At 70.6% G+C, this 25,305-nt stretch carries 15 protein-coding genes and 3 pseudogenes; 5 read left to right on the top strand and 13 right to left on the bottom strand.

Going from position 1 to position 25,305, the window contains the following annotated elements:
* Nucleotides 1-99: 99 nt before the first annotated feature.
* The 5 genes and pseudogenes from WBG99_RS07480 to WBG99_RS07460 form a co-directional block, all read right to left on the bottom strand.
* A pseudogene (locus WBG99_RS07480) lies at nt 100-716 on the bottom strand (class F sortase).
* Nucleotides 717-917: 201 nt separating this feature from the next.
* Complete coding sequence (locus WBG99_RS07475) at nt 918-1,505, bottom strand: transmembrane domain-containing protein (protein WP_338895570.1); 588 nt, start codon at nt 1,503-1,505, stop codon at nt 918-920.
* A 158-nt stretch (nt 1,506-1,663) separates the two neighbouring features.
* Nucleotides 1,664-2,644, bottom strand: coding sequence for a methylmalonyl Co-A mutase-associated GTPase MeaB (meaB, locus tag WBG99_RS07470; protein WP_338895569.1), 981 nt, complete (start codon nt 2,642-2,644; stop codon nt 1,664-1,666).
* Nucleotides 2,641-4,815: a methylmalonyl-CoA mutase gene (gene scpA, locus WBG99_RS07465; protein ID WP_338895568.1), complete on the bottom strand. Its 2,175-nt coding sequence runs from the start codon at nt 4,813-4,815 to the stop codon at nt 2,641-2,643. Before scpA ends, meaB begins: the two co-directional genes overlap by 4 nt.
* Nucleotides 4,815-6,623, bottom strand: a complete 1,809-nt coding sequence (locus WBG99_RS07460) for a methylmalonyl-CoA mutase subunit beta (RefSeq protein ID WP_338895567.1) — start codon at nt 6,621-6,623, stop codon at nt 4,815-4,817. Before WBG99_RS07460 ends, scpA begins: the two co-directional genes overlap by 1 nt.
* Before the next feature lie 285 nt (nt 6,624-6,908).
* On the opposite strand from WBG99_RS07460, the gene WBG99_RS07455 reads away from it, so the two are divergent.
* Together WBG99_RS07455 and WBG99_RS07450 are read left to right on the top strand one after the other, a co-directional pair.
* Nucleotides 6,909-7,646 carry a flavodoxin family protein gene (locus WBG99_RS07455; RefSeq protein WP_338895566.1) on the top strand — a complete coding sequence of 246 codons (738 nt, stop codon included), beginning with the start codon at nt 6,909-6,911 and terminating at the stop codon, nt 7,644-7,646.
* Between the two features lie 112 nt (nt 7,647-7,758).
* The gene (locus tag WBG99_RS07450) at nt 7,759-8,373 is read left to right on the top strand and encodes a DM13 domain-containing protein (RefSeq protein ID WP_338895565.1); all 615 of its coding nucleotides are present in this window, start codon (nt 7,759-7,761) and stop codon (nt 8,371-8,373) included.
* Between the two features lie 541 nt (nt 8,374-8,914).
* On the opposite strand, the gene WBG99_RS07445 is transcribed toward WBG99_RS07450, so the two are convergent.
* The 5 genes from WBG99_RS07445 to WBG99_RS07425 all read right to left on the bottom strand — a co-directional run bounded on the left by WBG99_RS07445 (nt 8,915) and on the right by WBG99_RS07425 (nt 15,325).
* Nucleotides 8,915-10,798, bottom strand: a complete 1,884-nt coding sequence (locus tag WBG99_RS07445; RefSeq protein WP_338895564.1) for a long-chain fatty acid--CoA ligase — start codon at nt 10,796-10,798, stop codon at nt 8,915-8,917.
* Between the two features lie 170 nt (nt 10,799-10,968).
* Nucleotides 10,969-12,108, bottom strand: a complete 1,140-nt coding sequence (locus tag WBG99_RS07440) for a DUF475 domain-containing protein (RefSeq protein WP_338895563.1) — start codon at nt 12,106-12,108, stop codon at nt 10,969-10,971.
* A gap of 105 nt (nt 12,109-12,213) precedes the next feature.
* The gene (locus WBG99_RS07435) at nt 12,214-12,855 is read right to left on the bottom strand and encodes a TAXI family TRAP transporter solute-binding subunit (protein ID WP_338895562.1); all 642 of its coding nucleotides are present in this window, start codon (nt 12,853-12,855) and stop codon (nt 12,214-12,216) included.
* Nucleotides 12,843-13,214 carry a TAXI family TRAP transporter solute-binding subunit gene (locus WBG99_RS07430; protein WP_338895561.1) on the bottom strand — a complete coding sequence of 124 codons (372 nt, stop codon included), beginning with the start codon at nt 13,212-13,214 and terminating at the stop codon, nt 12,843-12,845. Before WBG99_RS07430 ends, WBG99_RS07435 begins: the two co-directional genes overlap by 13 nt.
* Complete coding sequence (locus WBG99_RS07425; protein WP_338895560.1) at nt 13,211-15,325, bottom strand: TRAP transporter fused permease subunit; 2,115 nt, start codon at nt 15,323-15,325, stop codon at nt 13,211-13,213. The genes WBG99_RS07430 and WBG99_RS07425 overlap by 4 nt, the downstream gene beginning before the upstream one ends.
* A 218-nt stretch (nt 15,326-15,543) precedes the next feature.
* Here WBG99_RS07425 and WBG99_RS07420 point away from each other — a divergent pair.
* Together WBG99_RS07420 and WBG99_RS07415 are read left to right on the top strand one after the other, a co-directional pair.
* Nucleotides 15,544-16,200 (top strand): annotated as a pseudogene (locus tag WBG99_RS07420) (response regulator transcription factor); the annotation flags it as partial.
* A gap of 198 nt (nt 16,201-16,398) precedes the next feature.
* Nucleotides 16,399-17,898, top strand: a complete 1,500-nt coding sequence (locus WBG99_RS07415; protein ID WP_338895559.1) for a HAMP domain-containing sensor histidine kinase — start codon at nt 16,399-16,401, stop codon at nt 17,896-17,898.
* 29 nt (nt 17,899-17,927) lie between these two features.
* Here WBG99_RS07415 and WBG99_RS07410 read toward each other — a convergent pair whose 3' ends face one another.
* The 3 genes from WBG99_RS07410 to WBG99_RS07400 all read right to left on the bottom strand — a co-directional run bounded on the left by WBG99_RS07410 (nt 17,928) and on the right by WBG99_RS07400 (nt 21,350).
* On the bottom strand, nt 17,928-18,884 hold the full coding sequence (locus WBG99_RS07410; RefSeq protein ID WP_338895558.1) for a TAXI family TRAP transporter solute-binding subunit: 957 nt from the start codon (nt 18,882-18,884) through the stop codon (nt 17,928-17,930).
* Nucleotides 18,885-19,499: 615 nt separating this feature from the next.
* Nucleotides 19,500-21,029: a UDP-N-acetylglucosamine 1-carboxyvinyltransferase gene (locus tag WBG99_RS07405; RefSeq protein ID WP_338895557.1), complete on the bottom strand. Its 1,530-nt coding sequence runs from the start codon at nt 21,027-21,029 to the stop codon at nt 19,500-19,502.
* A gap of 123 nt (nt 21,030-21,152) precedes the next feature.
* Entirely contained in the window at nt 21,153-21,350 is a 198-nt protein-coding gene (locus tag WBG99_RS07400) for a DUF4236 domain-containing protein (RefSeq protein ID WP_338895556.1), read from the bottom strand.
* Between the two features lie 901 nt (nt 21,351-22,251).
* Between WBG99_RS07400 and acnA the strand changes: the two are divergent.
* Nucleotides 22,252-24,968: pseudogene (gene acnA, locus WBG99_RS07395) on the top strand (aconitate hydratase AcnA).
* Nucleotides 24,969-25,305: the final 337 nt, after the last annotated feature.

The following is a 25,305-nucleotide window of genomic DNA, read 5'->3' as shown; positions in this document are numbered from 1 at the left end:
TGGCCGGTCCTTGAACGGTTCTTGGTCACTCCGGGATGCGTTCTTGGCCGGGATGGGTGAAGCGCCTGCCTGCCGTCCGGCACCCGTGCGCCCTCGGGCTCAGGTCAGATGCGCGAAGACCACCAGGTTCTCCGTGTAGTCCTTCACCGCCCGGTCGTAGTCGCCCGCGCAGGTGATCAACCGGGCCTCCGCTCGGGCGGTGTCCCCGTACACCCGCTCGTCGGGGAAGTTGGCCTTCTCGAACGTCTCCACGCTGTCGACGACGAAGGTCGCCTTGCGTCGATCGGCGCGTACGACGTGGAAGACGTCCCCCTTCTTCAGTTCGCTGAGCCGCGCGAAGACGGCGGCAGTGGTCGCCGTGTCGACGTGCCCGGCGATGATCGAGGTGCCCGTCTCCCGGGGGAGGCGCCTTCGGCGTGCCAGCCGACGAGGTTGACGTCGTCGGCGGGCGGGGCTTCGAGTTGCCCGGAGCGGCCGACGGCGAGGGGGGTGAACGGGGCGTCCACCTGGATCTTCGGGATGCGCAGCCGGACCGGCTTCGACCGGGGCAGATGCGGGCCCACGGGGTGTACGGCGGCGGAAGGCGACTCGGAGGCGTGCGTGGCCAGCGGGGCGTGCCGGGCGTTCGGCGGGCGGGAGGCGTCGGACGAGGAGTCCTCGCCGCCGGACAGAATCACCGCCAGGATCAGCAGGACCACGGCGCACAACACGGTCAGATCGGCGCGGGTACCACGGCGTGCCGGCACCGGTCCGGTGCCGGGGAGAAGGGCGGGCTGCCATCGAACACCACCTCACTAGGCACGGCAGCTGGGCGGACGGGTGGAGGGCGGACGAGGACCAGGCCGTGGCCGCCACACGACACACGGTGTGGCGGCCACGGTCGCTATCGCGTCAGGTGTCTATCGCACCTGGTACGGCTAGGCCGCGCTTCCGGCGGTCTTCCTGCGGCGCAGGACGTACAGGCCCGTACCGGCCACCGCGAGGACGGCCAGCCCGCCCGCGGTCACGGGCGGCGTGTCGAGCGCGCCGCCGCCGGTGTGCACACCGCCGCGGGGCTTGTCGTGGTCACCCTTCCAGGACCCCTTGTCGTGCTCGTCCTTCCAGGACCCCTTGTCGTGGCCGCCCTCCCAGGACTCCTTCCCGTGCTCGCGCTCCTTGGAGGCGTCCGGCTCCTGCTTGCCGGCCCGCTCCGAGTTCCACTGCTCCTCGTCGTTCACCGCGGCCAGCGCTCCGCCACCCGTGTGAACACCGCCGCGCGGTCCGTCGTGCCTGCTGCCCTTGTCGTGCTCCTTGCCGTATCCGTGGTCCTCGCGGTCCCGCTGGTCCTTGTCGTGCTCCTTGCCGTATCCGTGGTCCTCGCGGTCCCGCTGGTCCTTGTCGTGCTCCTTGCTGTAACCGTGGTCTTCGCGGTCCCGCTGGTCGCCTTCGGCGTATGCCCCGGGTGCGGTGATGGTGAGCACGGCGGTGGCCGCCGCGGTAGCGAGCAGCATGCGAGCAGAACGCATCTGATGGTCCTTCCGCCGACAGCCGGGCAGCTGGCACTTCGTCAGCTGACTTGACCCGGCCCCGACGTGATCCACCGTTGGCCACTTCTCCCGGCTTCACCACTCGGGGCGCTCAGCCGGGTGAACCGGGGCCGGGCGACCGGGTGACCGTGATCCGCCTAGGTGGAGTCCCTGAAGGCCCGCAGGATGCGGTCGGCGGCCAGTGTGGCCGTCAGCTCACCGTCTCTGACCTGCTGTTCCAGGGTGGGGGCGAGGCTCCGTACGCCGGGATGGGTGCGCAGCCGGTCGAGGAGTTCGTCGCGGACCATGGACCAGGTCCACTCGATCTGCTGGTCGCGGCGCCTGGCGGTGAGGCGGCCGGTGGAGTCGAGGAGGGCGCGGTGCTGTTCCAGGCGTTCCCAGACGGTGTCGAGGCCGGTCGACTCGCGGGCGCTGCAGCTCAGCACCGGCGGCGTCCAGACCGTGTCCTTGCCGCGCACCAGCCGCAGGGCGCCCGCGAGTTCGCGGGCTGCCGTGCGGGCGTCGCGCTCGTGCGGGCCGTCCGCCTTGTTGACGGCGAGGACGTCGGCCAGCTCCAGGACACCCTTCTTGATGCCCTGCAACTGGTCGCCGGTGCGGGCGAGGGTGAGGAGCAGGAAGGAGTCGACCATGTCGGCGACGGCCGTCTCGGACTGGCCGACGCCGACGGTCTCCACGAGCACCACGTCGTAGCCGGCGGCCTCCATCACCACCATCGACTCACGGGTCGCCTTGGCGACACCGCCGAGCGTGCCGGCGGTGGGGGAGGGGCGGACGAAGGCCGCCGGGTCGACGGCCAGGCGTTCCATGCGGGTCTTGTCGCCGAGGATCGAGCCGCCCGTACGGCTGGACGAGGGGTCGACGGCGAGGACCGCCACCCGGTGCCCGAGCGAGGTCAGCATCGTGCCGAACGCGTCGATGAACGTCGACTTGCCGACACCCGGCACCCCGCTCACCCCGATCCGCCGGGCCCTCCCGCTGTGCGGCAGCAGCGCGGTCAGCAGTTCCTGGGCCGGCACCCGGTGTGCTGGCCTGGTGGACTCGACGAGGGTGATGGCGCGGGCGACGATCGCCCGCTTCCCGTCGAGGACGCCCTTCACGTAGGCGTCGACATCGATCACAGGTCGTGCCCGAGGTCGTCCGACAACCGCTTCACCAGGTCATGCGCCGCGTCCGGGATCACCGTCCCGGGCGGGAACACGGCCGCCGCGCCCATCTCCAGGAGGGTGGGCACGTCCTGCGGCGGGATCACCCCGCCGACCACGATCACGATGTCCTCGCGCCCCTCCTCGGCCAGCTGCTCCTTCAGCGCCGGGACGAGGGTGAGGTGCCCGGCGGCCAGCGACGACACCCCGACGATGTGCACGTCCGCCTCGACGGCCTGGCGGGCCACCTCGGCCGGAGTCTGGAACAGCGGGCCGACGTCCACGTCGAAACCGAGGTCGGCGAAGGCGGTGGCGATCACCTTCTGGCCCCGGTCATGGCCGTCCTGGCCCATCTTGGCGACCAGGATGCGCGGCCGGCGGCCCTCGGCCTCGGCGAACGCGTCCACCAGGGCCCGGGTGCGCTCCACGTTCGGGGACTCGCCTGCTTCGGTGCGGTACACACCGGAGATCGTACGGATCTGGCTCGCGTGCCGGCCGTACACCTTCTCCAGGGCGTCGGAGATCTCCCCGACCGTCGCCTTCGCGCGGGCCGCGCGCACCGCCAGCTCCAGCAGGTTGCCCTCGCCGCCGGCGGCCCGGGTCAGCGCGTCCAGCGCGTCCTGGCACTCCCGCTCGTCGCGCTCCGCGCGCAGCCGGCGCAGCTTCTCGATCTGCTGGGCGCGGACCGAGGAGTTGTCGACCTTCAGGACCTCGATCCGCTCGTCGTTCTCCACGCGGTACTTGTTGACGCCGATCACCGGCTGCCGCCCGGAGTCGATACGGGCCTGTGTGCGGGCCGCGGCCTCCTCCACGCGCAGCTTGGGGATGCCCGCGTCGATGGCCTGGGCCATGCCGCCGGCCAGCTCGACCTCCTGGATGTGCTGCCAGGCCCGCCGGGCGAGGTCGTACGTCAGTTTCTCCACGTAGGCGCTGCCGCCCCACGGGTCGATGACGCGGGTCGTGCCGGACTCCTGCTGGATGAGGAGCTGGGTGTTGCGGGCGATGCGCGCGGAGAAGTCGGTGGGCAGGGCCAGCGCCTCGTCGAGGGCGTTGGTGTGCAGGGACTGCGTGTGGCCCTGGGTGGCCGCCATCGCCTCGACGCACGTGCGCGTGACGTTGTTGAAGACGTCCTGCGCCGTCAGCGACCAGCCCGAGGTCTGCGAATGCGTGCGCAGGGACAGGGACTTGGGATTCTTCGGGTCGAACTGCCTGACCAGCTTCGCCCACAGCAGGCGAGCCGCCCGCAGCTTGGCGACCTCCATGAAGAAGTTCATGCCGATCGCCCAGAAGAACGACAGCCGGGGCGCGAACGCGTCCACGTCCAGGCCCACCTCCCGGCCCGCCCGGATGTACTCCACGCCGTCCGCGAGTGTGTACGCGAGCTCCAGGTCGGCCGTCGCGCCCGCCTCCTGGATGTGGTAGCCGGAGATCGAGATGGAGTTGTAGCGCGGCATCCGCTGCGAGGTGAAGGCGAAGATGTCGGAGATGATCCGCATCGACGGCTTCGGCGGATAGATATAGGTGTTGCGGACCATGAACTCCTTGAGGATGTCGTTCTGGATGGTCCCGGCCAGCTTCTCCGCCGGCACACCCTGCTCCTCGGCCGCCACGATGTACAGCGCCAGCACGGGCAGCACGGCGCCGTTCATCGTCATCGACACGGTCATCCGGTCGAGCGGGATGCCGTCGAAGAGCTGCCGCATGTCGAGGATCGAGTCGATCGCCACGCCCGCCATGCCGACGTCACCCGTCACGCGCGGGTGGTCGCTGTCGTAGCCGCGGTGGGTGGGCAGGTCGAAGGCGACGGACAGGCCCTTCTGGCCGGCCGCCAGGTTGCGGCGGTAGAAGGCGTTGGACTCCTCGGCGGTGGAGAAGCCCGCGTACTGCCGGATCGTCCACGGCTGGTTGACGTACATCGTCGGGTACGGGCCGCGCAGATACGGGGCGATGCCCGGGTAGGTGCCCAGGAAGTCCAGGCCCTCCAGGTCCTGCCCGGTGTACAGCGGCTTGACCTCGATGCCCTCCGGGGTCTCCCACAGCGGGTCGTCACCGCCGGCCGCCTTCTTGACCGCCGTACGCCACTCGTCGGCGCCGCCGTCGACGGCCGGGGAACCCAGCTCGATCCCGGAGAAGTCGGGGATTCCCATCAGGACACTCCCATGCGGTCGAGGGTGGCGGACAGGACGGCCACGGCGTCGCAGCCCGCGAAGACGTACGCGTCGACACCGGCGTACGAGCCGGGGCGGCCGGCGAGGAACACCTGCGTTGCCCCGGCGGTCCTGAGCTCCGCGGCCACGGTCGCGGCCCGCTCCTCGTAGAGGGCGTCGCTGGAGCACAGGCACACTTCGGTGGCGCCGCTCTCCTCGAACGTGCCCTCGGTGACGGGTTCGATACCGCCCGCCTGGAAGACATTGGCGGCGAAGGTCGTACGGGCCGTGTGGGCGGCGGCCGGGCCGAGCGACGCCAGGAAGATCCGTGGCCGGGAGCCGGTGGCGGCGAGGTGGGCGTCGGAGCGGGCGCGCAGCGCCTCGTACGCCTCGTCGCGGCGGACGCGGGGGAGGCCGCCGGACTGCGGCTCGGGGGCCGGCGCGCGGACGACCGGCTTCTCGGCGACATACGGGAACTCGCTGACGCCGGTGATCGGCTCGCGTCGCTCGGCGAGCTTGTCGCTCCGGGCCGCCCAGGTGTCGGCGAGGGCCTGGCCGAGGTGTCCCGAGCGCAGGCCTGCCGCGTGGCCGCCGGCCCGCTCGATCCACTGGAAGAACTCCCAACCTGCCCGGGCGAGTTCGTCCGTGAGTCGCTCCACGTACCAGGAGCCGCCCGCCGGGTCGATCACCCGGGAGAGATGGGACTCCTCGATGAGGATCGTCGAGGTGTTGCGGGCGATGCGCCGGGCGAACGCGTCCGGCAGCCCGAGCGGGTGGTCGAAGGGCAGCACGGTGACGGAGTCGGCTCCGCCCGCCCCGGCGGCCAGCGTGGCGACGGTCGTGCGCAGCATGTTCACCCACGGGTCGCGGCGCGTCATCATCACCGGCGAGGTCACCGCGTGCTGCGTCTGCGCCCCGGCGGCGGGCACCCCGCACACCTCGGCCACCCGGGCCCAGAGCCGGCGCGCGGCCCGCAGCTTGGCGATGGTCAGGAACTGGTCGGCGGTCGCCGCATAGCGGAACTCCAGCTGACCGCAGGCCTGTTCGACACTGAGCCCGGCCTCGGTCAGCTCCCGCAGGTAGGCGACGCCGGTCGCCAGCGAGCAGCCCAGCTCCTGCGCCGCCGAGCCGCCGGCCTCGTGGTACGGCAGCGCGTCCACGGTCAGCGCCCGCAGCCCCGGGTACTCCTCGGCGCACAGTCGCGCGAGCCCGGCCACGGGAGCGAAGTCGTACGCCTGTCCGGTACGGGCCTCGTGTCCGAGCGGGTCGGCGCCGAGGTTGCCGCATGCCGCCTCCTTGGCGACACCCCGCTCCTCGTACAGCCGCAGCAACTCCCGTGCGGCGGGCTCGACCTCGGCGCCCGCGTCCAGGACGACCGGCGCGAGGTCGAGGTGGACGCCGTCGAGGACGCGGGCGAGCGACGACACCGGAAGGCCGGTCTCGCCGAGCACCAGCCACAGGGAGGTGACACCGTTCTCCAGGTCCGCGAGCACCGCGTCGCCGTCCGCCGCCGTGTGCCGCTGGCGTACGTCCCAGCCGCCCGCGCTGTTGCCCGCGGCCCGGCCCCCTCGTACGAAGGGCGCGAAGCCGGGGAAGCCGGGGGCGGGCGCGGTGTCGTGCGCGGTGTAGAGAGGGCGGGTGCGCAGCCCGTCCTCCAGCGCGGTGGACAGGGCTTGTTCGGCCTGAGCACCCTCGACGTCCTTGCCCGACTTGCGCAGCACGCCCGCGACGAGGCGCTGCCACTGCTCGTGGGTCGCGTCAGGGAACTCGGCGGCCAGCTCAAGCCCGTCGTCAGGCAGGACCGTCATGCTCGGATGCTAGGCCAGAGGCACAAAGGAGCAGCAGAGGGCACGGCTGTGACCTTGCCCTCTCTTGGCGACCTTGAAGCCGGAGCGGTCACGTACTACATGGCGGCTGAACGGGTGGGACCCCTGACCCCCGGCACGGCCGCGACCACCGCCCCCGGCACGGCCGCCGCGTGCCGCTCTCCGGCGCGTCGCGCCGGAGGAACGCGTGCTGCTCGCGAGACGCTGCCGCAGGGACGGTGGAATCCCGCCCCCTCCCGCGCCCTGTCCGCTCCCCCGGAGTCCACCATGCCGGCATCGCCCACGCCGTCCACCGAGGACGGCCACCGTTTCGACGATCTGCGCGCGCTCTTCATCAACTGCACGCTCAAACCGTCCCCCGAGCGCAGCCACACCCAGGGACTCATCGACAGGAGCCGGGCGATCATGGACGCGCGCGGGGTGACCACGGACCTCGTGCGCGCGGTCGACGAGGACATCGCGCCGGGCGTCCGACCGGACATGACCGAGCACGGCTTCACCACGGACGCCTGGCCGGCGCTGTACGAGCGGGTGATGGCCGCGGACATCCTGGTGCTGGCCGGGCCGATCTGGCTGGGCGACAACAGCTCGGTCACCAAGCGGGTCGTCGAGCGCCTGTACAGCTGCTCCAGCCTGCTCAACCCCCGGGGCCAGTACGCCTACTACGGCCGGGTCGGAGGATGCCTGATCACGGGAAACGAGGACGGCGTCAAGCACTGCGCCATGAACATCCTCTACAGCCTCCAGCACCTCGGCTACACGATCCCGCCGCAGGCGGACGCCGGCTGGATCGGCCCCGCGGGACCGGGCCCGTCGTACCTGGACCCCGGTTCGGGCGGCCCGGAGAACGACTTCACCAACCGCAACACCGCCTTCATGACCTGGAACCTGATGCACCTGGCGGCCCTGCTCAAACGCGCCGGGGGCGTCCCGGCCCACGGCAACCAGCGCACGGAATGGGACGCCGGCTGCCGGCCTGGCGCGGACAACCCCGAGCACCGCTGAGCCGGCCCGGGAGCACGCCGTAAGGATTCCGTCACCACCTGCGGGGTGGGGGACGGCCGCCCGCTGGCGTTGAATGGGGGTGACAGTAGAACTTCCAGGAGACGAGGCAGAGATGGGGCGCGCGCGCAAGAGGTCGACCGGAAGGTCGGTCATCGCGGTGCTGGTGGTGGCGGTCGTCGGAGTCGGCTTCGGCCTGTACTGGTTCCAGCCGTGGAAACTCTGGCAGGACCAAACCGTCCAGGAGGCACTGCCCGGGGCCGCTGCGGAGCCCGTCGCCCCTCCCGCCGAGGAACCCGCCGCCCCTCCTGCCGAGGAACCCGCCGCCACGACCCCCTCGGACGAGCCGTCCCAGCCGCCCTCCCCGGCCCCCGGCCCCCGCACCCTGGCGAGTGGTGAGCTGATCAGCCACGAGCACGCGACGTCGGGCACGGTGAAGCTCGTCCAACTGGCCGACGGCTCCCACATCGTCCGGCTGGAGAACCTCGACACCAGCAACGGCCCGGACCTGCGCGTCTGGCTGACCGACGCGCCCGTGAAGCAGGGGCAGGCCGGCTGGCACGTCTTCGACGACGGCAAATACGTCAGCCTCGGCAAGCTCAAGGGCAACAAGGGAAGCCAGAACTACGCCCTCCCCGCTGACGTGAATCCGTCGGAATACAGCAGCCTGAGCATCTGGTGCGACCGCTTCGACGTCTCCTTCGGCGCCGCCGAACTCGCCAACGCCTGACGACGCGGCAGCCGGTGTGCACGACGCGCTGAGCGAGTACCTGGGCGCCGAGGTGCTGCTCTCGCGTCCGTCCACCGCGACCATGGAATTCAAGACGATCCCGGGCAGTTACCTCGACGCGCACCCCTCCGCACCTCATCACCACGGGGACTCTCGACGCGCTCGCCTCCGTGCCATCGGTGAGTACGGCGATGCTTCGGAACGTCGTCCTGCCGAGCCGGGCGGCGCCGTGGACGAGCTGGCTCTGGAGCCGGCCGGACGCTGTTCGGAGTGGGCACGTGGGTCCGTGTGCGCGATCTGCCCTGTGCACCGGCTTCCGGGGATGCCAAGTCCGAGGGAAGCGACGCCAGGCGAGTTCAAGGCACACCTGACCTGAAGGGGCAGAGCCCCCTGCGGACAGGACGCCGAGGCGGAGGGTGAAGCGCGGAGCGGGCGGTTCGCGCAGGAACGCTCGCACCGTCCGGCGACCCGGTGGGCTGTGGCCGCCCAGGCCGGCGCCTGTCCGGTACGGCTTCGGGAAGTGCCGTACCGGACAGGGGAGTCACGCCTCGCGGGACCCCTCGTACATGGCCTCGATGGACTCGGCGTACTCGCGCTCCACGACAGGCCGCTTGACCTTGAGGCTCGGGGTGAGCTCACCGTGCTCCACGTCGAGGTCACGCGGCAGCAGGGAGAACTTCTTGATCGTCTGCCACCGTTGCAGGTCGCCGTTGACGCGCTGGACGAAGCCGTCGATCAACTCGTGAACCTGCGGTGAGGAGACGACCTCCGCGTAGCTGCGGTCGCCGAGGCCGTGGGAGGCCGCCCACGGCATGATGACGGTCTCGTCGAGGGCGATCAGGGCGGTGCAGTAGTTGCGGCCGTTGCCGATGACCAGGACGTTGCTGACGAAGGGACAGACGGCCTTGAAGCGTCCCTCGATCTCCGTGGGAGCCACGTACTTGCCGCCCGAGGTCTTGAACAGATCCTTCTTGCGGTCGGTGATCCGGACGAAGCCGTCCCTGTCGACCTCGCCGATGTCGCCGGTGTGGAACCAGCCGTCGCTCTCCAGTACCTCGCCGGTCTTCTCCGGAAGGTTGTGGTACCCGCGCATGACTCCGGGGCCTCTGAGAAGGATCTCGCCGTCCTCCGCGATGCGGATCTCGGTCCCGGGCAGGGGCTTGCCGACGGTGCCGACGCGAAGGTCGTCGGCGGGGTTGACGGTGCAGGCGGCGCTGGTCTCGGTCAGACCGTAGCCTTCGAGGACGGGCACGCCCGCGCCGGAGAAGAAGTAGCCGATGTCGGGGGCGAGCGCGGCGCTGCCCGAGACGCTGCCGCGCAGATTGCCTCCGAACGCGGCACGGATCTTGCCGTACACCAGCCGGTCGGCGACGGCGTGTTGGACGGAGAGCCACAGGGGGACCCCGCGGCTCCCGGCCGCCACGGTGTTCTCTCGCGCTCTGGCGTAGTCGCGGGCGACCTGCGCCGCCCAGAGGAAGATCTTGTACTTGGCGCCGCCCTCGGCCCTCGCCCTGCTCGCGATGCCGTTGTAGACCTTCTCGAAGATCCTCGGCGCGGACGCCATCACCGTGGGACGGACGGCGGGCAGGTTGGTGATGATGTGGTCGACACGCCCGTCCACGGCCATCACATGCCCGGTCCTGACCTGGCCGGAGATGAGCGCCTTGCCGAAGACGTGGGACAGCGGCAGCCAGAGGAACTGCACGTCGTCGGGGCGCAGCAGCCCGCTGACCTCCTGGGCGACGCCCTGGTACGACCAGCAGTCGTGGACCAGGCGCACGCCCTTCGGACTGCCGGTCGTGCCGGAGGTGTAGATGAGGGTCGCGAGCTGCTCCCGGTCGATGGCGTCGACCGCTGCCTCGACCGCGTCAGGGTGCTCCTCCAGGTACCCGGTGCCGCGTTTCTCCAGCTCGGCAAGGGAGAGCACCTCCAGCCCCTCCACGGCAGCCGCGTCGGCTCGGGGGTCGAAGAGGATCGCGTGGTCGAGTCCGGGCAGGCGGTCGGCATGGGCGACCACCTTGGCCAGCTGGGCGGCGTCCTCGACGAAGATCGCCCGGCTGCCGGAGTCCGCGAGGATGTACGCCGTCTCCTCGCCGTTGGTACTGGGGTAGACGGCGGTGGCGGCGGCGCCCGCGCACATGACGCCCATGTCGGCCAGGATCCACTCCACACGGGTGGAGGAGGAGATCGCCACCCTCTCCTCGGGCCGCACCCCGAGCGCGAGAAGGCCGGCCGCGATCAGCTTGACCCGCTCGGCTGTCTGCGCCCAGGTCAGTGAGTGCCACTGCTCGGTGCCGGAAGCGCCGTCACCGGTCGGCACGGGGTAGCGGTAGGCCTCCCGGTCGGGTGTGGCCTGGACTCTTGAGAGGAAGAGGTGAGCCACGGAAACGGGGCGGCTCTCAAGAAGGGACTGCGCGGAACTCACATCGACCTCCGGGCCCGGGTGCGCCCATCCAAAGTTTTGTTGACTGACTGGTAACTCGCAAGCAGAGTGAGAGTAGAGGCAAATCTGCCTGCGCGTAAGGGAGGGGCGCCGGTCGGCCTCGGGACGGGAACCCCCGGACGGGGTCGATGGGCTCCGGGGGCGTCGGCTGATCACACCCCGGACGAGACCGCTGTCCTCTCGTCCGCGGTGGGCCGCCCTCCTCCGGCCGCGAGCGCCTTGTTGCGGCGTACGGAGGACAGGAAGGAGGCCGCGATCAGGACCACTCCGACCAGGCCGGTGATGATCTCATCGACCTCGTGCCGGATGGTGACCAGCAGGATCGCGGCGAGGGCACCGATGGCGTAGTGGGCGCCGTGCTCCAGGTAGACGTACTCGTCCAGGGTGCCCTGGCGGACCAGGTAGACCGTCAGGGAGCGGACGTACATGGCGCCGATGCCGAGGCCGAGCGCCATCCAGAAGATGTGGTTGGTGACGGCGAAGGCGCCGATCACACCGTCGAAGGAGAAGGACGCGTCCAGGACCTCCAGGTACAGGAAGAGGAAGAACGCGGCCTTGCCGGCGAGACCGACCGCCGAGACCGGCTTGCCCCCGGCTCCCGCCTTCTCCTCCTCGTGCTCGTGCCCCTCCTCTTCTTCGAGCTTGTCCTCGAAGTATCCGGACAGGCCGCCCACGACCAGGTAGGTGATCAGCCCGGCGACGCCGGAGAGCAGGACCGTGGCCGCCTTGTCCGCGTGGCCCGTGCTGACATGCGCGTGGGTGGCGAAGGTCATGGCGGTCACCGACAGAACGATGAGTGCGACGCACACCGACAGCATGTCGATCCTGCCGAGCTTGGCCAGCGGGCGCTCCAGCCATGCGAGCCACTTGGTGTCACGGTCCTCGAAGACGAAGTCGAGGAAGATCATCAGCAGGAACATACCGCCGAAGGCCGCGATGGCCGGGTGGGCGTCGGTGACCAGGTCCTCGTACCGGCCGGGGTCGTCGATGGCGAGCGCGACGGCCTCGACGGGACCGACCTTCGCGCTGATGGCGACGATCAGGACCGGGAAGACCAGCCGCATGCCGAACACCGCGACCATGATCCCGATGGTGAGGAAGATCTTCTGCCAGAAGGCGTTCATCTTCTTCAGGATTCCGGCGTTGACGACCGCGTTGTCGAAGGACAGCGAGATCTCCAGGACCGAGAGGATCAGTACGATCCCGAACGCCTCCCATCCCCACTGCCACGCGGCGAAGGCGAGGCCGGCCGCCGTGACGGCGAACGACCAGCCGAATGTCCTCAAGATCATTTTTTCCCAAGCAGTCGGAGTGGATGTGGAGGGCGGCAGCGGGCGCGCGGAGGAAGGCCGGTCCTGTTCGGAGGAACCGGACCGGCCACGTCCGCAGCGCACGGCTCAGGAGTTCTGGTCCAGGGCCTTGAGCGCCTTCTCCGCACCCGGGTTCAGCGGGACGGGGGTGACGAGTCCGGCGAAGTCGAGTTCGATCTCCGCCGCGGCCGCGTTCACCCTCTCCAGATCGCTCTTCTTCTCGTAGACGAGGTTGACGATCTCGGCGGCGAGATCAGGGTCGAAGCCCTTCTTCACCAGCAGCACGTTCGGTACCACGATCGTGGGCACGTCCTGGGGCTGGTTGTATACGGACTTGGGGATGGAGCCCGTCTGGTAGACATCGCCGTACTCCTCGATCAGAGCGGGCAGCTGCGGTGTAACGTCCAGGAAGCGGACCTCTTTCCTGAGGCTGGTGGTGAGGTCCGTGATGCCGCCGCTGGGCAGTCCGCCCGACCAGAACAGCGCGTCGATCGTGCCGTCCTTCAGGGCGTCCACGGTCTCCGGGAGGCCGAGACGGTCGGCCGAGACGTCCTTGGCCGGGTCCAGCCCGGCGGCCTCCAGCAGCCGGTTCGCGATCACTTCCGTGCCGGAACCGGGGGCCCCGGTGGACACGCGCTTGCCCTTCATGTCCTCCAGGGAGTCGATGCCCGCGTCGGACCGGACCAGTACCTGGGTGTAGTTCGGGTACAGCCGGGTCAGTGCCTCCACGTCCTGGGGGAGGAGAACGACTCCTTGCCCTGCACGGCGTCGCCGGCGGTGTCCAACAGGGAGAAGGCGAGGTCGTAGGTGCCTGCCCCGAGGCCCTGGATGTTCTGCACGGACGCGCCGGTGGTGGTGGCGGTGGCCCGGTAGCCGTCGAGGTTGTCGGAGATCAGCTTCGCGAGTCCGCCGCCGATCTGGTAGTAGACGCCGGTGGTGGGCCCGGTAGCGATGGTGAGCCGGCCTCCCTTTCCGCTGGTGTCGGCGGCCGTGTTCTCCGTCTGCTTCCCGCCGCCGCAGGCGGTGGTGAGGAGACCCACGGCGAGAGCGGCGGCGGCGAGGCGCAGGGTGCGCTTGTGGTGCTTCATGAGGGGAGTTGTCCTTCCGTGACGGTGTCCGCTGCGTGGTTCCCACCGGCGGTGGGAACCGAGAGGGCGGGCTGCCCGCGGCGCACGAGGTGCACGCCGAGGGCGAGCGCGAGGGACGCGAAGCCCGTGGTGATCGCTACGGGTTCGAGGTAGAGGAGGCACAGGGCGGCGGCTGCGCACAGGATCCGTTCCACCGGGCCCGCCGGGCCGAGGAGCCGGCCTCCGGTGGCCGCGGCCAGCGCGGCCACGGCGAGAGCGGAGAGCGCGGTGGTCCACAGGACCCCCCACAGGCCGCCCGTGCCGAGCAGATGAGCGCCGTTGTCGGTGAGCACGAAGGCGAACGGCACCAGGAACGCGGGCAGCGAGTACTTCCAGGTCGCCACCATCGTGCGCATCGGGTTGCCCCCGGTGATGGCGGCCGAGGCGGCAGCCGCCATGGCCGTCGGCGGGCTCACCTCGGAGAGCACGGCGTAGTAGAAGATGAACATGTACGCCTCGTGGGTGGCGACCCCCAGCGAGAGCAGAGCGGGCGCGATGATCACCGCGGCGATGATGAACGAGGCGGTGACCGGGACCGCGAGCCCGAGGAGGGACACCGCCACCGCCGCGAAGAGCACGGTCAGGACGAGCGTCACGGTCGGGTTGTCACCGAGCGCCCCGGCCGCGTCGACGATTACCGAGGCGAGGTTCAGGCCGAGGCCGGTCTGGGTGACGACGGCGACGATCATGCCCGCGGCGGCGCACGTGGCGACGACGGGCAGCACCGACTTGCTTCCCTCGGCGAGGGCCTGGTACAGCCGTCGCGGCGCCATCCGGTGCGTCGGGTCGAGGAACGACAGCAGGAACTGCAGGGCCGTCGCGTAGACCACCGCCTTGAACGGGGGCAGCCCCATCGCCATGAAGCCGACGATCATGAAGAGGGAGAGGAAGTGGTAGCCGAACCGGCCGAGCAGACGCAGTGCCGAGGTGGGCTCGTCGTCCATCACGGGCCGCGTGTGGTGCTTGCGGGCGTCGATCTCCACCGCGAGGAGGATGCCCAGGTAGTACAGCAGCGTGGGCACCAGCGCGTACAGCAGGACGGTGAGGTAACTCTCCCTCAGGTACTCGGCGATGATGAACGCGGCGGCGCCCAGCGTCGGCGGGGAGAGGATCGCGCCGATCCCGGCGGCGGCGAGCACTCCGCCGCCCTGCTCCTTGCTGTAGCCGGCCCGGCGCAGGACGGGCCAGGCGACCGAGCCCAGGCTGACAGCGGTCGCGGTGCCGGAACCGGAGACCGTGCCGAGGAGGAAGCCGGCGGCGGTCACCGTGCGGCCGGGGGCACTGCGGGAGCCGCGGAAGGCCGCGAACGACAGGTCGATGAAGAACTTGCCCGCACCGGAGATGTCGAGGACGGCGCCGAAGATGGTGAACAGCACGATGTAGGTGCCGGCCACGTTCAGCGGCACGCCGTAGACGCCGTCGGTGCCCATGAAGTAGTGGGCCGCGATCGCGTCGATGTCGAAGCCGCCGTGCGCCAGCGACCACGTGTACGGCAGCAGCCCCCCGTAGTACGCGTACACCAGGAAGCTCGCGCAGAAGGCCGGCAGGACCCAGCCGGTGGTGCGCCGGCACGCCTCCAGGACCAGCACGATCATGGCGATGCCGACCACCGTGTCCAGCGAGGTCGGCAGCTGGCGCCGCTCGATGAAGGCGTCGAACTCCAGCAGCGGGTACAGGCACACGGCGAGCGCCGCCGTGGCGAGCAGCCAGTCGAACCACGCCGGGTTGTCGTGGCGGACGGCCGCCTTCGCCGGCGCCCCGCCGGCGGCCCCGGTGCGGTCACCGCGCCGCCAGGGCAGCAGCAGTGCCGGTACCCGCACCGTCCCCCGGTGGGTCAGGAAGATCAGCGGGAGGGTCCCCGCGAGGAAGATCGTCAGGTAGAACTGGGTGCCCTTCGCCACCGGGAAGAAGACCGCGTGGAGCACGAACACCGACAGGCCGGCGCACACCACGGACACGGCCGCCGACACCCCGGGGGAGAGTCTGCGGGCCGGCCGCTCCTGCTCGAACTCGGCCACGAGATCCTCGGCTGACCGTTGCCTCGGCTCGGACGGCACCGTTGCCATGCTCATCGCGGCATCTCCTGGGACTAGGCGGTTCTTGTTGCCCCAGACCGTGGCAGCCGTTCACAAGCGGGCAACAGGGAACGCCCGAGGACTTAACGTAGGTTTAGGGTTCAGTGACGGCGGTCACTTCTACGCTCGTCGCAACGGCTGTGACCTCTGTGTTCCCTCGGCATCCCTGCCGACGGGCCCCCGGGGCCGCCGGATTCCACCAACCGGGAGACCCCGTGCGGATACTTCTCGTCGAGGATGACAACCGGGTCGCCGACGCACTCACCGGCGCCCTGCGACGCCATGGGTACGAGGTGCGGCGTGCCGCCAACGCGGCCGACGCCCTGGCCGCGCCCGCCGCCGATCTCGTGCTGCTCGATCTGGGTCTGCCCGACCGGGACGGCATCGAGGTCTGCCGGGAACTGCGCGCCCGTGGTGGGGTCCCGGTGATCGCGGTGACCGCGAGGGGGGACGAGCCCGACCGTGTGCGAGGGCTGCGCAGCGGCGCCGACGACTACGTGGTGAAACCCTTCGGCACCGCGGAGCTGCTGGCCCGTATCGAGGCGGTGCTCCGGCGCAGCGTGAGCCAGCGCGGCCATGAGGACCGGCTCGTCGCCGTCGACGGCGTGGAGGTCGACCTCGGCCGGCGCGCGGTCACCGTGGACGGTCGGAGCATCTCCCTGACCCGCAAGGAGTTCGAGATTCTCGCGCTGCTGGCCCGCGCGGGCGGCGCCGCCGTGCCCCGTGACCGGATCGTGGTGGAGGTGTGGCAGACGACGTACGACGGTATGTCACGCACCCTCGACGTCCATGTGGCCACCCTGCGCGGCAAGTTGGGGCGGGCGGGGAGCCTGGTGCAGACCGTGCGCGGTTTCGGGTACCGGCTCTCCGCCGGTCCGGGGGGCGCTGGTGGTCCGGAGGTGACTGGTGGCTCTGGGGCGACCGCCGGTGGTTCTGGTGCCGCCGGTAGTCCCGAGGTGACTGGTGGTTCTGGGGCGGCCGGTGGTCCGGGGGGCGCCGGTGGCCCGGGAGGGGCGGGCGGTCCGACGGCCGGCGGCGGTCGGTCGGCGGCCGGCGGGTGAGGGCGCCGGATGCGCCGCCGACTTCTCGTCATCGTCTTCGCCCTGGTCGCGGGTCTGATCGTCGCGCTCAGCCTGCCCCTGGTGCGGGCCACCGCTGAGCGTACGGTCCAGACCTCGTTCATCGGGCGGGTCGAGGACGGCGCCTGGTTCGCGGACATGGCCGCCACCGCCCTGGAGTCGGGACGGACCGGCCGGCTGGAGGCCGCCGCCGACCGCTACGCGCACCTCTACGACTCACGCGTCGCGGTGGTCGACGCCGACAGCGAGACGGTGGTCGCCTCACGCCCCGTCGACCTGGCGGATCCGCAGGTGCGAGCGGCGCTGCTGCTCGCCCTCGCCGACCGGCCTCCCGAGCAGCCCGGCGTGTGGTGGCCGTGGGACGACCGGCCCTTCGTGCTGGGTGAGCCGGTCCGGCGCGACGGCCGTGTGCTGGGCGCCGTGCTGATCGTCTCTCCCACGGACCGGGCGCGTTCCGAGGTGGCCGACCATCTGGCGCTGGTGATCCTGGGCAGCCTCGCGGCACTCGTCCTGGTGGTGATCGCGGTCGCGGCGCCGGTGGTCCGCTGGGTGCTCCGCCCTGTTCACGACCTGGACCGGGCCACCCATGAGGTCGCCCTCGGGCGCCTGAAGACCCGGGTGTCGGAGCGGGTGGGCGCCCCCGAACTGCGCCGCCTCGCCAACGCCTTCAACGTGATGGCGGACAGCATGCACGCCTCCCAGGAGCAGCAGCGGGCGTTCGTGGCACAGGCCTCCCACCAGCTGCGTAATCCGCTGACCGCGCTGCGGCTGCGGGTGGAGAACCTGGAGGAGTTCGTGAACGACCCGCGCGGTCTGAACGAACTGCACTTCGCCGTGGAGGAGGCCGACCGGTTCGGCGAGATGCTCGACGGGCTGCTGCGGCTGGCCAGGGCGGAGGCGTCCGAGGCGGAACGCGCACCGGTCGACGTCTCCGCGGTGGTGAGACACCGGGTCGATGCCTGGCGAGCGGCCTTCGCCGGCGCGGGCGTCCCGCTCACCACGCGGATCCCCGACGGGGTGAGCGCGTTGTCCCTGCCCGACTGCCTCGACCACGCACTCGACACCCTGCTCGACAACGCGCTCAAGTTCGGCGCCGGCGCACCGGTCGACGTCTCGGTCCACCGCACCCCTGTCGGCGCCGATGCCGACGCGGACCAGGGAGGAGCGGCCGTCGACGACGGCGACGGCCAGGGCGCCAACGTCGCGGGGCGTGTGGCGGACCCTGCCGGGGAAGCGGTGGAGACGGTCGATGTGACGGTACGGGATGCCGGTCCCGGCCTGACCGAGGAGGAACTGTCCCAGGCGGGAGGGAGGTTCTGGCGCAGCCCACGCCACCAGAACGTCCGTGGCACGGGGCTCGGACTCGCGCTCACCCGCATGGTGGTGGAGGCGGGCGGCGGCGAGCTGCTCCTGGCAGCCGCGCGGCCACACGGACTCTCCGCCACGGTACGGCTGCCCGCCGCTCCCGCACTCCCCGGCGAGCCGGTGTGAGGGGAGTCGGCGAGGGGCCCTGTGAGCGGTCAGGGATGCGACTCGCGGTACCACCGGGCGGCGCCGGGGTGCAGCTCCAGCGGATGGGTGGCGATCGCCGTGCGCCGGTCGAGGCGGCGGGCCTCCGGATGGGCCCGGATGAGCCGTGACTGCCCCTCGTACAGCAGCCGGGTCAGCCAGTACGCCTCCGAGTCGGGCATGTCCCGTCGCACCACCAGGAAGTTGGGCACGCTCACCGTGGTCACCGCGCTCTGCGCCCCGTAGACGACGGCGGGCACGGTGGTCTCGGTGTAGAGCTCGCCGTAGGACCGGGTGAGCTGCCCGACCACGTCGCCCAGGTCGACGAGGCGGATCGTGGTGGTCCGGCGGAGCTCGGTGATCGCTCCGGTCGGCAGGCCGCCGCTCCAGAAGAAGGCGTCGATCCGCCCTTCGGCCAGAGCCGTCGCCGACTCGCGCACATCCAGCCGCAGCGCGGTCAGGTCACCGTCGGGGGAGAGCCCGGCGACCTTCAGGACGCGCTCGGCGATCAGCGCCGTGCCGGAGCCCTCGGACCCGACGGAGACCCGCAGCCCGCGCAGCGCTTTCGCACTGCGCACCGGGCTGCCCGCGCGGACCACCAGCTGTACGTAGTTGTCGTAGAGCGCGGCGAGCGCCACCACGGGCAGTTTCCGGGAGAAGGGCGGGCTCCCGGCGACGGCGTCGGCGGCGGAATCGGCGAGGGTGAAGCCGACCTGCGCCTGGCCGGCGTCCACCCGGCGCAGGTTGTCCACGCTGCCCCCGGTGTGCAGGACCCGTGCCGAGGCGTCGGGCAGCCGGCGCTCGACGAGGCCGGCATAGCCGGCCCCGTAGTCCGCGTAGACACCGCCCCGGTTGCCGGTGGCCACCTTGATCTCTCCGGACGGGCGGGGCGGAGCGTCGCTTCCACCGCACCCCGCGAGCAGCAGCGCCCCGGCGAGGGCGGCGGCGAGCACGCGTCCCAACCGCATGGGGCCTCCCTCGACGCTCCGAGCCGCGCACGGTCGTCCGGCCCCTGTCGTGCGGCGCGGTCCGACGGGCCGACTCGATCAGCCTAGCCGCCCGCGCGGACGGCGGCCGTGACCGGGGCGGTGGGTGGCGCCACCGGGGGCCGGCGACGGTGAGCGGCCCGAGGACCGGAAGCGGCGCGGCGCGCGGGACGTCCACGGGCGGCGCCCACCCCTGGGCCCCCGTCAGGGGCTGCGGTCAGCCGGCGCGGTGGTCGGCGGTCGCACCCCCGCGCGAGCCCGGGCCGTTCGCCCGAGAGGCGGGCGTCCGCACGTGGCCGCCCGGATCCTGGGCGACCGGCTGCCCGTGCTCCGGGTGAAACCGGACTCGCGTACCGGATTGGGTACTTCTGCGGGTCCTCTCGGGATGCGGCATGCGGCATGCCGCATGCGCGAGGCTCCCTCCAGGCCCAGGCCCCGGTCACCGCACCGGTCACCGCACCGGGCGAAGGGGACCGCGCAGCGATCCGGGCGCCCCGGCAGCGAGTGCCCCGGGCGGAACCGCGTCTGGCAGCCCCCAGGGGGCAGACCCGCATCAGTGCTGGTCAGACAGAGTGCGACGGCGGTGGCCTCCGTCGTTCAGATATCCCGAAAGATCTCGATCTGCGCCCCCACTGTGTTCAGGCGCTCCGCGAGGTCCTCGTAGCCGCGGTTGATGACGTAGACGTTCCGCAGGACGGACGTGCCGTCGGCGGCCATCATCGCGAGGAGGACGACGACGGCGGGGCGGAGGGCGGGTGGGCACATCATCTCGGCGGCGCGCCAGCGGGTGGGGCCCTCGACGAGGACGCGGTGCGGGTCGAGCAGCTGCAGCCGTCCGCCGAGGCGGTTGAGGTCGGTCAGGTAGATCGCTCGGTTGTCGTAGACCCAGTCGTGGATGAGGGTCTGCCCCTGGGCGGCGGCGGCGATGGCCGCGAAGAAGGGGACGTTGTCGATGTTCAGGCCGGGGAACGGCATGGGGTGGATCTTGTCGATCGGTGCCTGGAGCTTGGAGGGCCGGGCGGTGAGGTCCACCAGGCGCGTACGGCCGTTGTCGGCGAAGTACTCCGGTGAACGGTCGTGGTCGAGGCCCATCTCCTCCAGGACCGCCAGCTCGATCTCCAGGAACTCGATGGGCACCCGGCGCACGGTCAGTTCGGACTCCGTGACCACCGCGGCGGCGAGCAGGCTCATCGCCTCGACCGGGTCCTCGGAGGGCGAGTAGTCGACGTCCACGTCGATGTGCGGCACCCCGTGCACGGTCAGCGTGGTGGTGCCGATGCCCTCCACCCGTACGCCGAGCGCTTCCAGGAAGAAACACAGGTCCTGGACCATGTAGTTGGACGAGGCGTTGCGGATGACGGTCACACCGTCGTGGCGCGCGGCGGCGAGCAGGGCGTTCTCGGTGACGGTGTCGCCGCGCTCGGTCAGCACGATCGGGCGGCCGGGGGCGACGGACCGGTCGACCTCGGCGTGGTACAGCCCCTCGGTGGCCGTGATGTCGAGACCGAACCGGCGCAGCGCGATCATGTGCGGCTCGATCGTCCGCGTACCGAGGTCGCAACCGCCCGCGTACGGCAGCTTGAAGTGCTCCATACGGTGCAGCAACGGGCCGAGGAACATGATGATGGACCGCGTACGGCGGGCCGCCTCCGCGTCGATCGCGGCCAGCTCCAGCTCGGCCGGCGGCACGATCTCCAGGTCGACACCACCGTTGATCCACCGGGTGCGCACACCGATGGAGCCGAGCACCTCCAGAAGGCGGTACACCTCCTCGATCCGGGCCACCCGGCGCAGCACCGTGCGCCCCTTGTTCAACAAGGAGGCGCACAGCAGCGCGACACACGCGTTCTTGCTGGTCTTCACGTCGATCGCGCCGGACAGCCGACGCCCGCCGACCACCCGCAGATGCATCGGACCCGCGTACCCCAGTGAGACGATCTCGCTGTCCAGGGCTTCACCGATTCGAGCGATCATCTCAAGGCTGATGTTTTGATTGCCGCGCTCGATACGATTCACCGCGCTCTGACTCGTGCCGAGTGCCTCCGCCAACTGCGACTGCGTCCAGCCACGGTGCTGCCGTGCGTCACGGATGAGCTTGCCGATGCGTACGAGGTAGTCGTCTGCCATGAGGGCGAGGTTATCTCAGATATGAGATGGCGCCTCTCGGGGAGTCCGTTGGGGTTCTTCGGGGGTCCGTTCAGGCGGCGGACCGTCACATGAATGATGGCCCCGAAGAACCCCAACGGAAGTTCAGTGGCGCCTGGCGCTGCGCGTACGGCGCCAGCCGAAGGGCCCGGGCAGATCCATCGAGGTCGTACGGCGCCCCGTGCTGCTGCGCGTGCGTCGCGGGCCGTTGCGGCCGCCGGTGGTGACGGACCAGGAACGCTTGTTGATGTTCAGTCGCACACCCGGCAGGATGCGGAAGCTCTTGCGGAACGTGAGCGGCATGTGTGCCTCCTTCCGATGCGCGGCGGGTACCCCTCTCGCCGGTTCGCATGCGGCCACGGGCGTCGACGGCCCGCCGCCGGGGCGGAGTCCCGGTGCCCCTGACGCACCCTCACCACCCTTGGTGTGGACGTCTGCTCCTCCTCGGGCGGGTCCATCAGGACGGTCGGTCGCGAGACGGGCTTGGCGCGCGTTCCCGCAACTGCGCCGGGAACCTGACGGAGACGGCGAATCGGCGCTCCCCTCCTCGGCCGTCGAGGCCGTCGTCGAAGGGTGCGCGCAGGGCGAAGGGTGCGGGCAGGACGAAGAATGCGGGCAGGGCGAAGGGTGCGGGCAGGGCAGAGCGCGGCCATGTGCTGGACGCCCCGCGCGACGCCCGGCGGCCGTCGCGCTCCACGGCGCGCATTCGGGCGGCCTCGTCCCCACCGCTCAGCGGCTTCCCCTCATCGTCCACACAGGACGATGTCCGCTGGATTGAGACAGGCCCCCGTGGTGAGGCAAGAGTCACCCCAAAGCGGGGCAGTCCACTCAAACCTGCCCCGGCCTTCCCGTCGCAAGCCCAGTGCGGAGACCGTTGCAAGCCGGGGCTCGATGCGACGGGACACAGCCACCCGGTACCCCCAGCGCGATCACCCGCACGGCTGGGTTCACTGAGGCAGACGGCCAAACGGCTGGGTTCGCTGAGTAAACGACTCGATTGGATGACAGCGGACAACCGGCCCTGGGCATGACCGGTCCGCGCTCATGTACTAGAGTTATCTCGACATCGAGATATCTGCCGAGGCGCACTGCGAGCCGCCACCCCGGTAAGGGGTGCCTAACTTAGCCTTACCTTAGCGGATCGGCCAAGACGGCGTGGCGGCAGGATGCGGTGGTACGCGCACATGGAATGAAGGAGACTGTCGTGTCGGCGAACAGCTTCGACGCCCGCAGCACGCTGCAGGTGGGCGACGAGTCGTACGAGATCTTCCGGCTGGACAAGGTGGAGGGCTCGGCTCGCCTGCCCTACAGCCTCAAGGTCCTGCTGGAGAACCTGCTCCGCACGGAGGACGGCGCGAACATCACCGCCGACCACATCCGTGCCCTCGGCGGCTGGGACTCGCAGGCCCAGCCCAGCGAGGAGATCCAGTTCACGCCGGCCCGCGTGATCATGCAGGACTTCACGGGTGTGCCCTGTGTCGTGGACCTCGCCACCATGCGTGAGGCCGTGAAGGAGCTGGGCGGCGACCCGGCCAAGATCAACCCGCTCGCCCCGGCCGAGCTGGTCATCGACCACTCCGTCATCGCCGACAAGTTCGGCACGAACGAGGCCTTCGCGCAGAACGTCGAGCTGGAGTACGGCCGCAACCGAGAGCGCTACCAGTTCCTGCGCTGGGGCCAGACCGCGTTCGACGAGTTCAAGGTCGTCCCCCCGGCACCGGCATCGTCCACCAGGTGAACATCGAGCACCTGGCCCGCACCGTCATGGTCCGAGGCGGGCAGGCGTACCCCGACACCCTGGTCGGCACCGACTCCCACACCACCATGGTCAACGGCCTCGGTGTGCTCGGCTGGGGCGTCGGCGGCATCGAGGCCGAGGCCGCGATGCTCGGCCAGCCGGTCTCCATGCTCATCCCGCGCGTCGTCGGCTTCAAGCTGACGGGTGAGCTCACCCCCGGCACGACCGCCACCGACCTCGTGCTGACCATCACCGAGATGCTCCGCAAGCACGGCGTGGTCGGCAAGTTCGTCGAGTTCTACGGCGAGGGCGTCGCCGCCACCTCCCTCGCCAACCGCGCCACCATCGGCAACATGTCGCCGGAGTTCGGCTCCACCGCCGCGATCTTCCCGATCGACGGTGAGACGCTCAAGTACCTGAAGCTGACCGGCCGTTCGGAGCAGCAGGTCGCGCTCGTCGAGGCGTACGCCAAGGAGCAGGGCCTCTGGCTCGACCCGGCCGCCGAACCCGACTTCTCCGAGAAGCTGGAACTCGACCTCGCCACGGTCGTCCCGTCGATCGCCGGTCCGAAGCGCCCGCAGGACCGCATCGTCCTCGCGAACGCGGCCGATCAGTTCAAGACGGACGTCCGCAACTACGTCGACTCCGTGGACGAGGCCGGCAAGGAGTCCTTCCCGGCCTCCGACGCCCCGGCCGTCGCCCCGAACGGTGCCCCGTCGAACCCGGTCACCGTGACCGCTCCCGACGGCTCGACGTACGAGATCGACCACGGCGCGGTGACGGTCGCGGCCATCACCTCCTGCACCAACACCTCCAACCCGTATGTCATGGTCGCCGCCGCCCTGGTGGCCAAGAAGGCGGTCGAGAAGGGCCTGACCCGCAAGCCGTGGGTCAAGACCACCCTCGCCCCGGGCTCCAAGGTCGTCACCGACTACTTCGACAAGGCGGGCCTGACCCCGTACCTCGACAAGGTCGGCTTCAACCTCGTCGGCTACGGCTGCACCACCTGCATCGGCAACTCCGGCCCGCTGCCGGACGAGGTCTCCAAGGCCGTCAACGACCACGACCTCGCGGTCACCTCGGTCCTCTCCGGCAACCGCAACTTCGAGGGCCGGATCAACCCCGACGTCAAGATGAACTACCTGGCCTCCCCGCCGCTGGTCGTCGCGTACGCCCTCGCGGGCTCCATGAAGGTGGACATCACCAAGGACGCGCTCGGCATCGACCAGGACGGCAAGCCGGTCCACCTGTCCGACATCTGGCCCTCCGAGGCCGAGGTCAACGACGTCGTGGCGAACGCCATCGGCGAGGACATGTTCAACAAGTCCTACCAGGACGTCTTCGCGGGCGACGCCCAGTGGCAGGCGCTGCCGATCCCGACCGGCAACACGTTCGAGTGGGACGCGGAGTCGACGTACGTCCGCAAGCCCCCGTACTTCGAGGGCATGACGATGGAGACCACCCCGGTCTCGGACATCGCCGGCGCCCGCGTGCTGGCCAAGCTCGGCGACTCGGTCACCACCGACCACATCTCCCCGGCCGGCGCGATCAAGGCCGACACCCCGGCGGGCAAGTACCTCACCGAGCACGGTGTGGAGCGCCGTGACTTCAACTCGTACGGTTCCCGCCGAGGCAACCACGAGGTCATGATCCGCGGTACGTTCGCCAACATCCGCCTGCGCAACCAGATCGCGCCGGGCACGGAGGGGGGCTACACCCGCGACTTCACGCAGGACGGCGGACCGGTCTCCTTCATCTACGACGCCTCCCGCAACTACATCGAACAGGGTGTCCCGCTGGTCATCCTGGCCGGCAAGGAGTACGGCTCCGGTTCGTCCCGTGACTGGGCGGCCAAGGGCACGGCCCTCCTCGGCGTCAAGGCCGTCATCGCCGAGTCGTACGAGCGCATCCACCGCTCGAACCTCATCGGCATGGGTGTCCTCCCGCTCCAGTTCCCGGAGGGCGCCTCGGCGGCCTCGCTCGGCCTGACCGGCGAGGAGACCTTCTCCTTCACCGGCGTGGAGGAGCTGAACAACGGGACCACCCCGCGCACGGTCAAGGTCACCACCGACACCGGTGTCGAGTTCGACGCGGTCGTCCGCATCGACACCCCCGGTGAGGCCGACTACTACCGCAACGGCGGCATCATGCAGTACGTGCTGCGCAACCTGATCCGCAACTAAGCAGTACGGCAAGGCAGCCGAGGGCCGTATCCCCGTGACGGGGGTGCGGCCCTTCGCCGTGTCCGGGACCGCGTGCCCGTCGCCGACGACGAACGACGAACGCTGTCCGACAACGATATGACGCTGCCCGGCCTCTACGGCCTCCACGGCCTCCAGGTCCCTGCGGTGACCGCTGTGACGCGTTCGGGGCCCTGGGCGACACGTTCGTTGCCCCGGGTGACCGGGTTGTGCCGTGGGCGACCCGGCACAAGGGCCAAGCCCTTCCCTCGATGCGCGGCAGCCGTTTACAACCTCCCCGCTCCGCGCTAGCTTCCGAAGAAGGTGGGGGTGGGAGCGC

The organism is Streptomyces sp. TG1A-60 (assembly GCF_037201975.1).
Lineage (GTDB): Bacteria > Actinomycetota > Actinomycetes > Streptomycetales > Streptomycetaceae > Streptomyces.
This window is presented reverse-complemented; position numbering and strand designations above follow the sequence as displayed.

What these genes read in the sequence shown, in the direction of transcription:
- scpA (WP_338895568.1), bottom strand. Translation starts at nt 4,815, where the DNA reads ATGGGAATCCCCGACTTCTCCGGGATCGAGCTGGGTTCCCCGGCCGTC.
- WBG99_RS07455 (WP_338895566.1), top strand. Translation starts at nt 6,909, where the DNA reads ATGCCGGCATCGCCCACGCCGTCCACCGAGGACGGCCACCGTTTCGAC.
- WBG99_RS07460 (WP_338895567.1), bottom strand. Translation starts at nt 6,623, where the DNA reads ATGACGGTCCTGCCTGACGACGGGCTTGAGCTGGCCGCCGAGTTCCCT.
- WBG99_RS07440 (WP_338895563.1), bottom strand. Translation starts at nt 12,108, where the DNA reads ATGATCTTGAGGACATTCGGCTGGTCGTTCGCCGTCACGGCGGCCGGC.
- WBG99_RS07430 (WP_338895561.1), bottom strand. Translation starts at nt 13,214, where the DNA reads ATGAAGCACCACAAGCGCACCCTGCGCCTCGCCGCCGCCGCTCTCGCC.
- WBG99_RS07400 (WP_338895556.1), bottom strand. Translation starts at nt 21,350, where the DNA reads ATGCCGCTCACGTTCCGCAAGAGCTTCCGCATCCTGCCGGGTGTGCGA.
- WBG99_RS07425 (WP_338895560.1), bottom strand. Translation starts at nt 15,325, where the DNA reads ATGAGCATGGCAACGGTGCCGTCCGAGCCGAGGCAACGGTCAGCCGAG.
- WBG99_RS07475 (WP_338895570.1), bottom strand. Translation starts at nt 1,505, where the DNA reads ATGCGTTCTGCTCGCATGCTGCTCGCTACCGCGGCGGCCACCGCCGTG.
- WBG99_RS07450 (WP_338895565.1), top strand. Translation starts at nt 7,759, where the DNA reads ATGGGGCGCGCGCGCAAGAGGTCGACCGGAAGGTCGGTCATCGCGGTG.
- WBG99_RS07405 (WP_338895557.1), bottom strand. Translation starts at nt 21,029, where the DNA reads ATGGCAGACGACTACCTCGTACGCATCGGCAAGCTCATCCGTGACGCA.
- WBG99_RS07415 (WP_338895559.1), top strand. Translation starts at nt 16,399, where the DNA reads ATGCGCCGCCGACTTCTCGTCATCGTCTTCGCCCTGGTCGCGGGTCTG.
- WBG99_RS07410 (WP_338895558.1), bottom strand. Translation starts at nt 18,884, where the DNA reads ATGCGGTTGGGACGCGTGCTCGCCGCCGCCCTCGCCGGGGCGCTGCTG.